Annotated in this window: 16 protein-coding genes and 1 tRNA gene; 6 read left to right on the top strand and 11 right to left on the bottom strand. The window is 63.1% G+C overall.

Annotated features, from left to right (window positions below):
* The first annotated feature begins 123 nt into the window (after positions 1-123).
* Positions 124-208: transfer RNA gene (locus NKJ08_RS17480), tRNA-Leu, on the top strand.
* 10 nt (positions 209-218) lie between these two features.
* On the opposite strand, the gene NKJ08_RS17475 is transcribed toward NKJ08_RS17480, so the two are convergent.
* The 4 genes from NKJ08_RS17475 to NKJ08_RS17460 all read right to left on the bottom strand — a co-directional run bounded on the left by NKJ08_RS17475 (position 219) and on the right by NKJ08_RS17460 (position 3,622).
* A complete protein-coding gene (locus tag NKJ08_RS17475; protein WP_352782458.1) occupies positions 219-1,427 on the bottom strand; it encodes an aromatic amino acid lyase in 1,209 nt (402 codons plus the stop codon).
* Positions 1,428-1,440: 13 nt separating this feature from the next.
* Positions 1,441-1,668: an aromatic amino acid lyase gene (locus tag NKJ08_RS17470; protein WP_352526026.1), complete on the bottom strand. Its 228-nt coding sequence runs from the start codon at positions 1,666-1,668 to the stop codon at positions 1,441-1,443.
* A 254-nt stretch (positions 1,669-1,922) separates the two neighbouring features.
* On the bottom strand, positions 1,923-2,507 hold the full coding sequence (locus NKJ08_RS17465) for a GDYXXLXY domain-containing protein (protein ID WP_352526027.1): 585 nt from the start codon (positions 2,505-2,507) through the stop codon (positions 1,923-1,925).
* Positions 2,504-3,622, bottom strand: coding sequence for a DUF2157 domain-containing protein (locus tag NKJ08_RS17460; protein WP_352526028.1), 1,119 nt, complete (start codon positions 3,620-3,622; stop codon positions 2,504-2,506). Before NKJ08_RS17460 ends, NKJ08_RS17465 begins: the two co-directional genes overlap by 4 nt.
* A gap of 223 nt (positions 3,623-3,845) precedes the next feature.
* Between NKJ08_RS17460 and NKJ08_RS17455 the strand changes: the two genes are divergently transcribed.
* The 3 genes from NKJ08_RS17455 (at position 3,846) to trmFO (ending at position 5,954) form a co-directional block, all read left to right on the top strand.
* Positions 3,846-3,986 (top strand): DUF1127 domain-containing protein, encoded by a 141-nt coding sequence (locus tag NKJ08_RS17455; protein ID WP_091596947.1) that lies wholly within the window; start codon positions 3,846-3,848, stop codon positions 3,984-3,986.
* Between the two features lie 48 nt (positions 3,987-4,034).
* Positions 4,035-4,175: a DUF1127 domain-containing protein gene (locus NKJ08_RS17450; RefSeq protein ID WP_352782408.1), complete on the top strand. Its 141-nt coding sequence runs from the start codon at positions 4,035-4,037 to the stop codon at positions 4,173-4,175.
* A gap of 369 nt (positions 4,176-4,544) precedes the next feature.
* A complete protein-coding gene (gene trmFO / locus NKJ08_RS17445) occupies positions 4,545-5,954 on the top strand; it encodes a methylenetetrahydrofolate--tRNA-(uracil(54)-C(5))-methyltransferase (FADH(2)-oxidizing) TrmFO (RefSeq protein ID WP_352526030.1) in 1,410 nt (469 codons plus the stop codon).
* A gap of 26 nt (positions 5,955-5,980) precedes the next feature.
* Here the strand turns inward: trmFO and NKJ08_RS17440 are convergent, their stop codons facing one another.
* The 4 genes from NKJ08_RS17440 to yajC are packed head-to-tail and all read right to left on the bottom strand — an operon-like array spanning position 5,981 to position 10,211.
* Positions 5,981-6,808, bottom strand: a complete 828-nt coding sequence (locus NKJ08_RS17440; RefSeq protein ID WP_502906338.1) for a phytoene/squalene synthase family protein — start codon at positions 6,806-6,808, stop codon at positions 5,981-5,983.
* Positions 6,809-6,833: 25 nt separating this feature from the next.
* Positions 6,834-7,223, bottom strand: a complete 390-nt coding sequence (locus tag NKJ08_RS17435) for an Mth938-like domain-containing protein (protein WP_352526032.1) — start codon at positions 7,221-7,223, stop codon at positions 6,834-6,836.
* Positions 7,224-7,268: 45 nt separating this feature from the next.
* Positions 7,269-9,821 (bottom strand): protein translocase subunit SecDF, encoded by a 2,553-nt coding sequence (gene secDF / locus NKJ08_RS17430; protein WP_352526033.1) that lies wholly within the window; start codon positions 9,819-9,821, stop codon positions 7,269-7,271.
* Positions 9,822-9,872: 51 nt separating this feature from the next.
* A complete protein-coding gene (gene yajC / locus NKJ08_RS17425; protein ID WP_352526034.1) occupies positions 9,873-10,211 on the bottom strand; it encodes a preprotein translocase subunit YajC in 339 nt (112 codons plus the stop codon).
* On the opposite strand from yajC, the gene NKJ08_RS17420 reads away from it, so the two are divergent.
* Both NKJ08_RS17420 and NKJ08_RS17415 read left to right on the top strand, forming a co-directional pair.
* The gene (locus NKJ08_RS17420; protein WP_352526230.1) at positions 10,117-10,431 is read left to right on the top strand and encodes a hypothetical protein; all 315 of its coding nucleotides are present in this window, start codon (positions 10,117-10,119) and stop codon (positions 10,429-10,431) included. The two genes, yajC and NKJ08_RS17420, sit on opposite strands and share 95 nt — an antisense overlap.
* A gap of 55 nt (positions 10,432-10,486) precedes the next feature.
* Positions 10,487-11,362, top strand: a complete 876-nt coding sequence (locus tag NKJ08_RS17415) for an ATP-binding protein (protein WP_352526035.1) — start codon at positions 10,487-10,489, stop codon at positions 11,360-11,362.
* Between the two features lie 153 nt (positions 11,363-11,515).
* On the opposite strand, the gene NKJ08_RS17410 is transcribed toward NKJ08_RS17415, so the two are convergent.
* The 3 genes from NKJ08_RS17410 to NKJ08_RS17400 all read right to left on the bottom strand — a co-directional run.
* Positions 11,516-13,048 carry a peptidoglycan DD-metalloendopeptidase family protein gene (locus tag NKJ08_RS17410; RefSeq protein WP_352526036.1) on the bottom strand — a complete coding sequence of 511 codons (1,533 nt, stop codon included), beginning with the start codon at positions 13,046-13,048 and terminating at the stop codon, positions 11,516-11,518.
* Positions 13,049-13,157: 109 nt separating this feature from the next.
* Positions 13,158-13,823 (bottom strand): protein-L-isoaspartate(D-aspartate) O-methyltransferase, encoded by a 666-nt coding sequence (locus NKJ08_RS17405; RefSeq protein WP_352526037.1) that lies wholly within the window; start codon positions 13,821-13,823, stop codon positions 13,158-13,160.
* A partial coding sequence (locus NKJ08_RS17400) for a 5'/3'-nucleotidase SurE (RefSeq protein WP_352782403.1) occupies positions 13,820-14,228 on the bottom strand: 409 nt, incomplete at its 5' end. The genes NKJ08_RS17400 and NKJ08_RS17405, both read right to left, overlap by 4 nt.

Below are 14,228 nucleotides of genomic sequence, written 5' to 3'. Positions count from 1 at the left end.
CATTCGACACGCCTTTTGTCACAGGCGCGGCTGATTTTCAACCATCTTCGCGTTCCGGGCAATGATGCTGATGTGGGCTCTGACATTGACAGAATGATGGCTACATGAGATTGGCCGGGCGACGCGGATGTGGCGGAATTGGTAGACGCCCTGGATTTAGGTTCCAGTGCCGAAAGGCGTGGGGGTTCGAGTCCCTTCATCCGCACCAATATGACGGCCTACTCCTCGATGACCTGCTCGGTGAACCATTCGGCCAGCTTCGCAAGTTCCGGTCCCAGTACCCGGTCGGAACCGACAGGCGGCACAATGCTCCTGATGTCAGCCACGAACGACTGAAGCGCCGGAGGAGCGGCGCGCTCGGTGACATGCAGCGCTTGCGACGCGATCACCGCCAGCATCGCCATTGCTGCATCGAGGCAACGGCCGGCGCGTGCTTCCTTCGTCCATGCGAGGAAAACCGTCGTGGCGACATCGTCCTGCCCGGCGCCGGCCGATTCCGTTCCCGGGATGAACGTGCGCTGCGCCGAAAGCTTCGCCTGCTCCAGATAGCCGGTGATTGCCATCGGCACGTAGCCGACATTGCCGTGACCGTCACTGTCGGCCCAATGCCGCCCGGTCATCAAAAGATCCGGTAGCAGAGACACCCTGCCGTTCAGCAGCTTCGAGGCATGGCGGTCGCAGAGCAGGCAGATATCGGCCCAAATCGCCGCCAGATCGTCCAGGGCCGGCGTCGCCATGGCATTGTGATAGCCCCCGGTGCTGATGCAGCGGCCGAATGGGTGCGTCTCATCCGGCGGGACATAGACCGGATTGTCCGATATTGAGGCCAGCGACACCGTGGCCGCCCGTTCCGCACCGGACAACGCACGATGGGCATGCCCAAGAATGCGGGGAACGATGCGGTAGCTGACAGGCGCCTGATAATTGCGGCGCCCGTCTCCTGCGCCAACAAGGAACTCCCTCAATCCCCGCAGGGCCGCAGCTTCGTGTTCGTCGCCCCAAAGTGCATCGAGCGCCGGGTCATAATGTTCGAGCGGCGCGCGAAACGCCTCGATCGAAAGCGCAAAGACTTTTTCGGCCAGGCGCACGCGGCGGCGCGCCGCCAAAGCCGCGTCGGCCACGAGTGCGGCGGCGCAAGGCGACCCATTGATCAGCGATCCCCGCTCCTTAACTTCCAGGTCGAAGCGCGTCGAAAGCCCTGCAAACAGGGGATAGAGGGCGAGGATCTCGCCGGCCCCGCCCTGACCTAAGGACGGCACCACAGGCATGGGTCCGCCGTCCAGCATCGCGGCAACGGCGAGCGCCATGCGCGGTGTGGTCGCCGCGTTTCCCTCAAGGAAATTGGTCAGCCGAGCAAACACGATCGCCCTGACCACCCGATCAGGCAAGGGCTCGCCAAAGGACGTGGCGGCTGCGAATGCCTTGATGCGAGCGTGGCGATCACGCTCCCCAGGTTCGAGCCGCCTGCTTGCCAGTTCCCCCCATGGCCGTGGTGACCCCGTAGATGACCGGCACCGGGTCGGTTTCGATGAGACGCAGGAACGAGGCGCGGCACTCGGCAATGCGTTGCAAGGCCTCGCTGCTGATCTGCACCGTGTCTCTTTTCCAGGCGACCCGGAAAACAGTGTCGAGATTTATGTCTTCTCGCATCGTCAGGGTGATTGCCATGAGCCATGCTCTCCGCCAAAATCGATGTTCACGCATATCGGCGAGGTGATCGTCAGCCGGAACCCACGCCTGAGCCACGCTTTCTTGGGTGTGTTGAGATTCAGGTCAGGCCGAGCCGGAGTCGAAGACGGGCGCGAAGCGACCAAACAGGTGGGTTCTGAGAACCGGAGCGGAGCGTACGTTTGGATACGTGAGCACCGGAAGCGCAGGAAGCCGCCGTTTGCAGGCCGGCATCATCTGAATATCAACGCACCCTAGTAAAGTGGCTCCTCGAACAGGATCTTGTCGCCATCCACCAGCGCCTTGATCTGCGCCGTGCCGTTGGCCGCGATCGCCACACGGATACCGAACGGCCGCACCCGCATGTCGTTCTGGATCGCCATCCCCTCGCCTTCCGGCAGATAGAAGCGCTCGATGCCGTAATCCGGCGAGATCGCCGTTGCTTCCGGGTTGAGATCCCAGCCTGCGGAGACGTGTCCGACGATGTCGACTTCATCGGCTGCCGCCGGTGCCGGCGCTTGCCCGAACCATGCCGCGGTCGGACCCCAATAGCCGTCGACGCCCTGCTTCAGCCTGACCACGATCGAGGTGTCGTCAGTCGTCCGTTTGTCGGCCGGGATGTTGCCGATCAGCTTCAACGGTATGCGCGAAATGTCGTAGCCGAGGCGAATATAGTCGCCGCGCAGGAGATCGCGCGGATCGATTGGCTCGACCTTGAGCAGAACTTGCTTGCCGTCGCGCAGGATGGCCGCGCGGCCGGCGATGATCCAGCTTAAAAAGCCGATCTGGACGAGCGCCAGAACCAGCGCCGAGATGATCAGTCTTTTGCCCGTCATCATGCCGCCGCTCCTGTCATGTCCGGGGTGTTCATGCGCTTTTCAATGCGGATAATGACGAAAGCAAGAACGCCGAGAAGCACCGCCGCCGCCAGGAAGAAGCCCGCCGTGTCGAGCATTGATTGCAGCATCACCACATAGATGATGGCGAGTTCGAAGGCGAAGCCTGCATAGGCAACCCAGCGCAGCCCCCGGCTCTCGCGGCCGCCGAGCACGATCGCGGCGACGATGCCGGCCAGCGCCACAGCCGAGGCAATGGCAAAGCCGCTGGTGTAGCTGCTTTCGTCCGCCAGCTCGAATTGGATCATCGCCAGGCCGGTGAGAAACCCGATCAGCGCGTGCAAGGGCAGCCGGCCGCCGAGTTGCAAGACCCTGTCGACGGGCTCGGCAGCAAAGATCCCGGCGGCAAAAAGCAGCGCCGACGCGACAACCAAGGGGATCGCGACCTGCAGCGTGTCGTGGTCCATCGCCAGGAGCACGAGATAGAAGAGGACCGACAGGATGATCAAATGGCGCGCCGCCTGGCTGCGCGTCCAGAACGAAACGGCAAACAGCACCAGCGCCATGACGACAAACAAATGCGGGAATTCCGTGCGCCTGAAATAATCGAAGCCTTTCAGGAACAGCCAGGCGTCGGCAATGCCGACCGATGCGACGGTCAGCGGGTTCGAGCGCAGCGCAACCGCCGCCAGCGCCGTGCCGCCGCCCCAGGTGATCAAGGCCGACGCCTCGTCGCCGGACAGGTGATACATCTGGCCGATCAGCGCGATCGATCCGCCGAACGCCGCTGCCGCGACGATCCATAGCGCTTCGCCGATTGCCGTATGGTCGCGCATCTTCAGCACCGCACCGCCGACATAGCCGGCAAGGATGACGGCAAAGAGTGCCCCGACCCGCACCAGCCGCGGCATGACTTCCCAGTTGGCGGCGACGAAGATCAGGATAGCCGCGCCGAACAACAGCGCCGCCATCATAGCCAGAATCGAGCCGAAGCTCAGCGACCCGCGTTCGTTGGCCTCGACGTCGCGCGTCAGCGCATCGGCTGTCGGCGCGTCGATCAGGCCCGCCTGCTGCCATCGCCCGATATCCGACCTGACCCGTGACGAATAGCTCGCCATGCCCCTCCCCCTTTGCTTGGCCCTTTTTTAGCTCGTCCGCCCAAGCGTTTGACCTGACGGCATTTTCCGGTTTGAGCGGAAAACTGGGCGCGCGTTAATGTTGCATTGCACAATTTGCATTGCTGCCATGCACCAATAGCGCTTTTAAATCGATATGACCCCACCTATTTTCACGGTGCACACAAAGACGGAATGATCCGAAAGAAAGACGAAACGAGATACCATGAACCTGATCCGCAACTATCGCAACTGGCGCCGCTACCGGGACACCGTTTCCGAGCTGAGCCGCCTGAGCACCCGTGAACTGACCGACCTCGGCATCAGCCGCAGCGACATTCATTACGTCGCCCGCAAGGCGGTCTAATCCTTCGGACCGCAAATGGTCCGAACCAGTTTTGAAAAGAGAACGACAATGAACCTGATCCGCAACTATCGTAACTGGCGCGTCTACCGCGAGACGGTTACCGAGCTGGGTCGCCTGTCGAACCGCCAGCTTCATGATCTCGGCATCGTCCGCGACGAGATCAAGATGGTCGCTCGCAGGGCGATCTAGCCACAGGAATTTCGCCAGGGTCGACCTCCTCCCCGACCCTGACGGATACGGTCAGCCTTCACCTCCTCCCGAGGGTTGACCACCAAAACGGCGCCCGCCGGACCTCCTCCCCCGGCGGGCGTTGTTCTCAAAAAGGGTTTCGCGCCCTTTCAAATGGCGAAATGATTTTCGTCAAAGCCGACCTCCTCCCCGGCGATGACGAATCCGGTCGATCTTCACCTCCTCCCGAGGATCGGCCAGCAAAACGACACCCGCCGGACCTCCTCCCCCGGCGGGTGTTGTTGTTTTGGGCAGTCTTTCCCAGCAGCCCACTTGCGGTGCCACGCCTGGCAATTGCAATCGCCGCGCCAAGGCCTTATTTCGGCGCTCATGAACAAGAATCCCATTCACGTCATCGGCGGCGGTCTCGCCGGCTCCGAAGCCGCTTGGCAGGCGGCCGAAGCCGGCGTTCCCGTTGTCCTGCATGAAATGCGTCCTATCCGCGGCACCGATGCGCACAAGACCGACGGGCTGGCCGAGCTCGTCTGTTCCAATTCCTTCCGCTCCGACGATGCGCAAGCCAATGCCGTCGGCCTGCTGCACGCCGAAATGCGGCTCGCCGGTTCGCTGATCATGAGCGCCGGCGACGCGCATCAGGTGCCGGCCGGCGGTGCGCTAGCCGTCGACCGCGACGGGTTTTCCGAAGCGGTGACCAGAAAGCTCGAAGCGCACCCGCTCATCACCATCCAGCGTGAGGAAGTGCCAGGCCTGCCGCCGGCAGATTGGGACCAGGCGATCGTTGCCACCGGCCCACTGACCGCGCCGTCGCTCGCCCAGTCGATCGCGGAAGTGACCGGCGCCGACGCGCTCGCCTTTTTCGACGCCATCGCTCCAATCGTCCATTTCGACACGATCGACATGGACATTTGCTGGTTCCAGTCGCGCTACGACAAGGTCGGCCCCGGCGGCACCGGCAAGGATTACATCAATTGCCCGATGGACAAGGAGCAGTACCTTGCTTTCGTACAGGCGCTAGTCGACGGCCAGAAGACCGAATTCAAGCAATGGGAAGGCACGCCCTATTTCGACGGCTGCCTGCCGATCGAGGTGATGGCCGAGCGTGGCGTCGAGACGCTGCGCTACGGACCGATGAAGCCGATGGGGCTGACCAATGCACACAATCCGTCTGTAAAGGCCTATGCCGTCGTCCAGCTTCGCCAGGACAATGCGCTGGGCACGCTCTACAATATGGTCGGCTTCCAGACCAAGCTGAAGCACGCTGAGCAGGTGCGCATATTCCGCACCATTCCCGGGCTGGAAAACGCCGAATTCGCCCGCCTCGGCGGCCTGCACCGCAACACCTACATCAATTCGCCGACGCTGCTCGACGCTTCGCTGCAGTTGAAGTCGCGGCCCGGCTTGCGTTTTGCCGGCCAGATCACCGGCTGCGAAGGCTATGTCGAGAGTGCCGCCATCGGCCTGCTTGCCGGGCGTTTTGCCGCCGCCGAAAGGCTTGGCAATACACCGTCGCTGCCGCCCTTGACCACCGCCTTCGGCGCATTGCTCAACCATATCACCGGTGGCCATATTGTCTCCGATGACGAGCCGGGAAAGCGCTCCTTCCAGCCGATGAACGTCAATTTCGGCCTGTTCCCGCCGGTGGACGCGCCAAAGATCGAGGGCAAGCGGCTGCGCGGCAAGGACAAGACGGTCGCCAAGCGGCACGCGGTGACATCGCGCGCGCTTGCCGACTGCCGCGAATGGCTGGGGTTGCCTTTTCGGGCGGAAGCTGCGGAATAACTGTCGGGTTGGTTACGCGGCAGCCTCTATGCGGCCGGCCAGCCTTGCGTGGCGCGCCGGAACAAAAGCCAATGCCGGCGCAAGGCTGAGAGCCGAGCCACATCCTTGAGAGGCGAGCGGCGGGCATTCTCTATTCTGTCGAGGTAGGCGCTCGACAGAGCCAGCGGCAGAAACGCCGGACGCAATGAAACCGGCAAAGCGGAAGCCCCCTGCTCGAAGGCGGAAAGATGCTCCCGTGCCAGAGCGATCATCGCGGCAACGACGCGTTCCGCGGCTGGCCCGCCATTACCGCTGACGAATTCTCGCGCCGACGACCCCGCCGCAGCCAAAATGTCGGCCGGGACAAAGCACTGTCCCCGCTTGCGATGCAGCGGCAGCAGAAGCAGCAGACCGGTCATCGCCTGCGCACAACCTGCCCTGCCGGCCAGTTCGGCAAAACGCGGTGCTTCGACCGGGTCGAGCACCATCGCCGCAAGCTGGATGAGCGCGGCGGCAGTCTCGCCGCAATAGCCTTCGAGATCGGTGCGCGATGGCATCGGGTCGTCATAGAGATCGAATATGCGCGCTTCGAGCATATTCTCGAAAGCCGCCTTCGGCAGGCGGTGAGCGGAAATCGTCGCCTTCAGCGCGTCCGCCACAGGATGGCCAACCCCCGCCCCATCCTCTTCGGCGGCGATGACATCCCGCCACCATTGCAGCCGGACTTCACCCGGCAGCGCTTCGCGGATGCGATCGCGGATGCCGGCGATTTCGGCGTTGAAGGCATAGAGCGAAAACAGCGCGTCCCGCTTGTCTTCGGGCGCATAGAGGGCGGTGAGATAGCGGTCGTGGTCGGCGGCACGCACCGCTTCCATGACGATATTGGTGTTTTCGGCCACGTCAGTCGACGGCGATGAGTGCTGCGGCCACGGCGCGGTCTTCCGCCAGCAGCACATTGTAGGTCCGCACGGCCGCCCCGGTCGACATCGGATCGGCGGAAATGCCTGCCTCCTTCAGCGCAGCACGCAGCGCGGCAGGCAATGGCCTCAGATCCTTGCCGCTGCCGACCAGCAGGATCTCGACCTTGTCGGCCTCGTTAAACAGCTTGGTGAAATCCGCTGCCGTCAGCGCCAGCGGATCGGCCGGTTCCCAGCCATAGATGCCCGAAGGCAGACACAGCAACGAGCCGCGATGCGACATGTCGGCAAAACGGAAGCCGCCATTGCCGTAAGCCTCGATCGGTGCGCGGCCGGGGAAATGCGCCTCGCGGATGACGATGACTTTGGCCACTAGTGGTCCGATTCTAACTGGCGCGGCAAGCCGTGCGGCGGGCCGTCAGGTGGCTATGGCTTTGCCGCCGCCCACCGGCTTTTCCTCGTCCGACGCTGTGGCCTGCGGCCGCAACTTGAACAGAATGAGCAGCGGCGCGGCAATAAAGATCGACGAATAGGTGCCGAACACGACGCCGAACAGCATCGCCATGGTGAACGAGCGGATCACCTCGCCGCCGAACAGCACTAGCGCCAGCAGCGCCAGGATCGTCGTCACCGAGGTCAGCGTCGTCCTCGACAGCGTCTCGTTGATGGCGTTGTTCAGCAGTTGCGGCAGCGGCATTCGCTTATATTTTCGCAGATCCTCCCGAACGCGGTCATAGACGACGATCGTATCGTTGAGCGAATAGCCAATGATGGTGAGGATCGCCGCCAGCGACGACTGGTTGAATTCCAGGCCGGTGATGACGAAGAAGCCGATCGTCATGACCACGTCGTGCACAGTCGCAACGATGGCGCCGACCGCGAACTGCCATTCGAAGCGGAACCAGACATAGATCAGGATGCCGAGCAGCGCGACAAGCATGGCGATGGTGCCTTGCTTGGCAAGCTCGCCTGAGACCGTCGGCCCCACCACTTCGACGCGGCGGAAATCGTACTGGTCTTGCAGTTCGCCGCGCACCTTGTCGATGACGGTCTGCTCGGCATTCTCGCCGCCCTCCTGCGTACCGACGCGGATCAGCACGTCGTTCGGCTCGCCGAACTGCTGAACCTGCACCTCACCGATATTGAGTTCCGTCAGCCTGCCGCGGATGTCGGCCAGATCGGCATTGCCGGTCTTGGACTGCACCTCGATCAGCGAGCCGCCCTTGAAATCGATGCCGTAATTGATGTCGATGGTCATGAACCCGACGACCGACAGGACTGAAAGCACGCTGGACAGCGTGAACGTCCAGCGGCGGATGCCCATAAACGGAATTTTCGTTCCGGGCGGAACGAAAGTCACAGGCGCCCGCGGCAACTCCTTCGGACGGGCCCGGCGAAGCCAGATCGACACCAGCAGGCGGGTGAAGGTGAAGGCGGTGAAGACCGTGGTCAGGATGCCGATGGCATAGGTGACGGCAAAGCCCTTCACCGGCCCGGTGCCGAGATAGAACAGCACCACGGTCGCGATCAGCGAGGTGACGTTGGAATCGACGATTGTGGCCAGCGCCTTGCTGAAACCGGTATCGATCGCCTGGATGACCGAGCGGCCGGCACGTCGCTCCTCGCGGATGCGTTCATAGATCAGCACGTTGGAATCGACCGCCATGCCGATGGTCAGTACGATACCGGCGATACCGGGCAAGGTCAGCGTCGCTCCAAGCAGCGACAGCAGCCCGACGATCATCGCCACATGCACCGCCAGCGCGATGTTGGCGAGGAAGCCGAAGAAGCCGTAGGCGACGAACATGAACGCCACAACCAGGATCGAACCGATGATGCCGGCGACTTTGCCGGCATGAATGGAATCCTGTCCGAGGCCAGGGCCCACCGTGCGCTCCTCGATCACCGTCAGCGTCGCCGGCAAGGCGCCGGCGCGCAGCAGCACGGCGAGGTCGTTGGCGCTCTCAGCGGTGAAATTCCCCGATATCTGGCCGGTGCCGCCGGGGATCGGTTCGCGGATCTGCGGTGCCGAAATCACCTGATTGTCGAGGATGATGGCAAACAGCTTGCCGACGTTCTGTGATGTCGCCTGGCCGAACCGCTGCGCCCCTTTCGAATCGAAGCGAAACGAAACAACCGGCTCGTTGTTCTGGGAGTTGAACGTCGCCTGGGCATCGACGAGGTTTTCACCCGAAACGATGACGCGGTTCTCGATCAGATACGGAACCGGCGGGTCGTCCTGCGAATACAGCACCGAGGATCCCGGCGGCGGACGGCCGTTCAGCGCGTCCTGCACCGGCATCGATTGGTCGACCATCTGGAAGGTCAGCTTGGCGGTCTGGCCAAGAATTTCCTTCAGCCGTTGCGGGTCTTGGAGACCCGGCACCTGCACCAGGATGCGGTCGTCACCTTGCCGCTGGACGATCGGCTCGGTCGTGCCGAGTTCATTGACGCGGCGGCCGACGACCTCGATCGACTGCGTCAGCGCTGCCGAAGTACGATATTTGATGCCCGCATCGGTGACGGTGAACTTGAGCAGGCCGGGCTCGGAATCATCCAGCGTCATCTCCTGGATCGAGCCGCCGCTGAACAAGCCGGCCGCCACCGGATCGGTCAACGTCTTCAACGCCTTCTTGGCAGCGTCGATCTGTGCGGGATCGGTGATGCGGACCTGCACCGTGCGGCCCGTTCCGGCAAGGCCGGTATAGCCGATCTTGGCATCGCGCAGCAGCGTCCTGATTTCGTCGCGCGTCGTCTCCAGCCGATCTTTGATCAGATCGTTCGGATCCATCCTGAGCAGGATATGCGAGCCTCCCTGCAGGTCGAGGCCGAGCGTCATCTGCCGCTTCGGCACCCAGTCGGGAAGCTTGGCCAGCGTGCTGGCAGAAAAAAGGTTGGGCGCAGCGAGGACCACTGTGGCGGCCACGGCCAGCCAGATCAGGATCATCTTGAAGCGCGAAAAGTAAAGCATATGGCGTCGTCCGTCAGGGCGTACTGGCGGATCGTTCCGCCGACAATTCGGTTATTTCTTGGCGTTCTGGTTCGCCACCGGCTCGCCCTTGACGCGCACGTCGGCAAGCGTCGAGCGCAGCGCCGTCACCTTGGTGCCGCCAAGGTCGATCTCGAGCTCGTTGTCGTCGATCACCTTGGTTACCTTGCCGACCAAACCGCCGCCGGTGACAACGGTGTCGCCGCGGCGAACCGCCGCCAGCATCTCGCCGCGCTTCTTCAGCTGCGTGCGCTGCGGCCGGATGATCAGAAAATACATGATCACGAAAATCAGAGCAAACGGCACGATCTGGATAAACATTGCGGACGAGTCCCCGCCGATGCCTTGGGCGTATGCCGGTGTCACGAACATCGAGGTACTCCTGAACTTTGAAAAACAGCCGCAAGGCGGCCCCGCCAAATTTGGCCGGAATATAGTCGGTAAAGTTGCCAATGCAACTGCGCGGCCGGGCAAATCGGCTGCTTTTCCGGCCTGGCGAGCCGTGTTAGAGGGTGATCCCGAAAAGCGACGCTCGGTTTTCGCAAAAGATCATGCCCGAACAAATGCTTGGCACGAGTTTCGAAACCGCTGAAATCAGGTAGGTTGCCCTGCCGCACCGTCCTGAACGCGAACAAAAAAGATAAGAGATGACCGACAGCACCATCGCTATCCTGAACCAGAAGCTCGACCGCCTGATCGAGGCGGTCGCCCGCCTCGCCTCGCCGCCGGTGCCTCAAACCGACCTAGGCGAGGCCGATTGCTTCGTCTGGCAGGCCGATCCTGGCTATCTGGAACCGGTGCGCAAGGTCAACCGCGTCGATATCGGCCTGATCCGCGGCGTCGACCGAGTCCGCGACATACTGGTCGACAACACCGAGCGCTTCGCCTCAGGCTACGCCGCCAACAACGTGCTGTTGTGGGGCGCGCGCGGCATGGGCAAATCGTCGCTGGTCAAGGCAGTGCACGCCTCGGTCAACGCCTCGGCGAAGCTAGACCTTCCGCTCAAGCTGATCGAGATCCATCGCGAAGACATCGACACGCTGCCGAAGCTGATGGGCCTGCTGAAGGCAGCACCCTTCCGCTTCATCCTGTTTTGCGACGACCTGTCATTCGACCATGACGACACGTCCTACAAATCGCTGAAGGCAGCACTTGAAGGCGGCGTCGAGGGCCGCCCGGCCAATGTCATCTTCTATGCCACCTCGAACCGGCGACATCTGTTGCCGCGCGACATGATCGACAATGAGCGCTCGACCGCGATCAACCCGTCGGAAGCGGTCGAGGAAAAGGTTTCGCTGTCGGACCGCTTCGGCCTGTGGCTTGGCTTCCACAAATGTTCGCAGGACGAATATCTCGACATGATCGACGGCTATGTCCGCCATCACGATCTCGCCATCGATCCCGAGACGCTGCGCGCCGAGGCGCTGGAATGGGCGACAACGCGCGGCAGCCGTTCGGGCCGCGTCGCCTGGCAATTCACCCAGGATCTGGCAGGCCGGCTCGGCAAGTCGCTCAAGGACTAGACCATGATCCCGAACCGAAGGTCAGCGTAGCAAAAAAGGAGCCCGGTTTCGGACTAGATCATGGTCCAGAAAAGCAACAGAAGAAGCCCGCACCTTGCGGAGCGGACTTCTTCGGCGGGCTGAAGGTCAGGCGGCCCGCAAGTCGCTTTTTCTCTATTCGAGATAGCCTGACGGATCGACCGGCGCCGAGTTCTTGCGCACTTCGAAATGCAGTTTCGGCGAGTCGGTGGTGCCGCTCATGCCGGACAGGGCGATTTCCTGGCCGCGCTTGACCTTTTGGCCGCGCTGCACCTCGATCGAGCTGGCATGGCCGTAGACGGTGACCAGACCGTTTTCGTGACGCACCAGCACCGTGTTGCCGAATTCCTTGAGGCCATCGCCGGCATAGATGACGACGCCATTTTCGGCTGCCTTGACCGGCGTTCCCTCAGGCACGGCGATGTCGACGCCGTCCTTGCCGCCGCCGAAGCTTGAAATCACGCGGCCGCGCACCGGCCAGCGCATCTTGCCGATGCCGGTTGCATCCGGCGCCACCGCATCGTCGTCCTCGGCCTGCTGGATGACTTTCGCATCCTTCTTTGGCGGCGTGTAGGAGGCGAGCGTCTGCGTCGGCGTTGTCTTGGCCGGTGGCTGAGTGGTGGCCGTCGTCACCGGATCGACCTTTGCCGGCTTCGCGCCGGCGACAACAGCGGTTCCGCCGGCCGGCACTTTCAGGGTCTGGCCGATCTTGAGCAGCCCGTCCTGCATGCCGTTCGCCTGTTTCAGCGCAACGACGCCGACGCCGGTCTTTCTGGCGATGGCGGACAGCGTATCGCCTTGCTGTACCGTGTAAGTGCCGCCGGCACCGGCCGGCTTGGCCATCGCCGAGGCTGTTTTGAGCGCAGTCTTTCCATCCTTCGGCTGGCTTGCGGCGGCCGAGGCATCCACCTGCGCGGCAGACTTGCCTTCCCTGAGCTTCGGCTGCTGCGGCAGCACGGCCACCTTCTCCGGCGCGTCGGCCGGCTGATCGTGCCTGGTGCCGTTCGTGGGCTTGGCGTCGGCGACTTTCGGCGCGGCGCCGTTGCTCGAGTAAGCATAGGCCGGGATGACGAGCTTCTGGCCGGTCTTCAGCCCTTTGGTCGCGCTCAGCCCGTTGACTTTCATGATGGCATCGGCCGGCACGCCGTAGCGCCGCGACAGGCCGGAAATGGTCTCGCCATCCTTGACGACGATCTCGGTTGCATGCGGTGCGCCGGCGGCCGTCGCCATGCGCGGCGCGTCGGGCTCGGCGTTCTTGAACGGCCTTGCCGCCGGAGCAACGGTGCCGGTTGCCGTCCTGTCGACACGAGGAGCGGCAGGCGTCAGGGCCGGCGCGGCAGCGGTACGCACCGGGCGGGCGGCAGGGGCCAGGGCGGGAGCCGGCGGCGGCAGTTGCTGTGCCGTAACCGGTTCGAGGCTTGAGCGGCTGACCGACTGGGTGTGGCTGCCGTCGATCGGGGCGGCCGCAACATCGCCCGGATAGGGCTGGGCAGCATCCTGCTTGTCGATGATGGCGCGCTGGTTGTTGGTCGAGGCGGTGAACACGTCGTCGACGCTGTTGAACCGCGCCACCTGGGAACTACACCCCGTCGCAGCGCCTGCGATCATGAGGACGGCGCAGCCACGCGCCAGATTGCGTCCGTTTGCCTTCAAAACACTGAATTGCATCGCACTAACCCGCACAGACCCGGTACAACTGAGTGTGATTAAAGCGCGTTAATGTTACCGGTCGGTTAAACCTGTAGAATCCGACGCAAATTTTCTTAAAATTTTTAAGTCAGATGACCGCGGCGACGCCGTGCAAGATCGGCTGCAGGCGCACCAGGCCGATATCCTCGCGTTCGAAGCGGCTGCCGACCTTGGTCAGCTTGGCCAGCACTTGCTCGCCCTCGTCGGGTCCGATCGGCGCGATGACGATGCCGCCGCTCGACAATTGGTCGAGCAGGAAACGCGGCAGGCTGTCGAAGGCCGCCCAGGCGACGATGCGGTCGAACGGCGCTTCGTTGGCCAGCCCGTTGGAACCGTCCGCCTGGCGCACGATGACATTGCCGATGGCGAGTGCCTCGAGGCGCTGCCGGGCCTGTTCGGCCAGCGTCTTGTAACGGTCGATGGTGACGATCCGAGCGGCAAGCCGCGACATCACCGCCGCCGTATAGCCGGACCCGGTGCCGATCTCGAGCACGCGGTTTCCCGGCTCGATGGCAAGTGCTGCGATCACCGCCGCCTGCAGGTCGGCGCCTTCGATGGCCTCGCCGCATTCGATCGGCAGCATGCGGTCCGACCAGGCGATCGAATGGAAGTGGGCCGACAGGAAGCCGCGCCGCGGAGTCGCCTCAAAGGCGGCGATCAGCACCTTCGGCACCGTGCCCCTGCCGCGCAGGCGAAGCAGAAAGGCGGCAAAACCTTCGCGGTCGTCGACCGCCGGAGCGTGGTTCAAGTTCATGCGAGCGCCTTGGCCAGTTGATCGCGGATTTCATGCGCGGTGAGATCGAGCTGCAGCGGCGTCACCGACACCAGCCGATTGCGCATGGCATAGAGGTCGGTGCCTTGCTTGCCTTCTACTGGCTCGCGGCCGAAGCGCAGCCAATAGTAAGGCAGGCCGCGGCCGTCGCGGCGCTCGTCGACCCACAGGCTGTGGACGAGCTTGCCCTGCGAGGTAACGACCGTGCCGGCGATCTCTTCGGGCGGGCAATTCGGAAAGTTGACGTTGAGCAGCACGCCGTCCGGCAACGGCATGGCGACAAGTTTTTCGAGCAGCGCCGGCGCCAGCGCTTCGGTGGTGGCTAAGGGAACGACCCGTTCCTCGCCCAAATAGCAATAGGCCTGTGACTTATACAAATCTCCTAGC

It is taken from the genome of Mesorhizobium sp. M0244, from assembly GCF_040321795.1.
Classification (GTDB): Bacteria; Pseudomonadota; Alphaproteobacteria; order Rhizobiales; family Rhizobiaceae; genus Mesorhizobium.
Note: the sequence above shows the minus strand (reverse complement) of the source record. Positions and strands in the feature narration are given on the sequence as shown.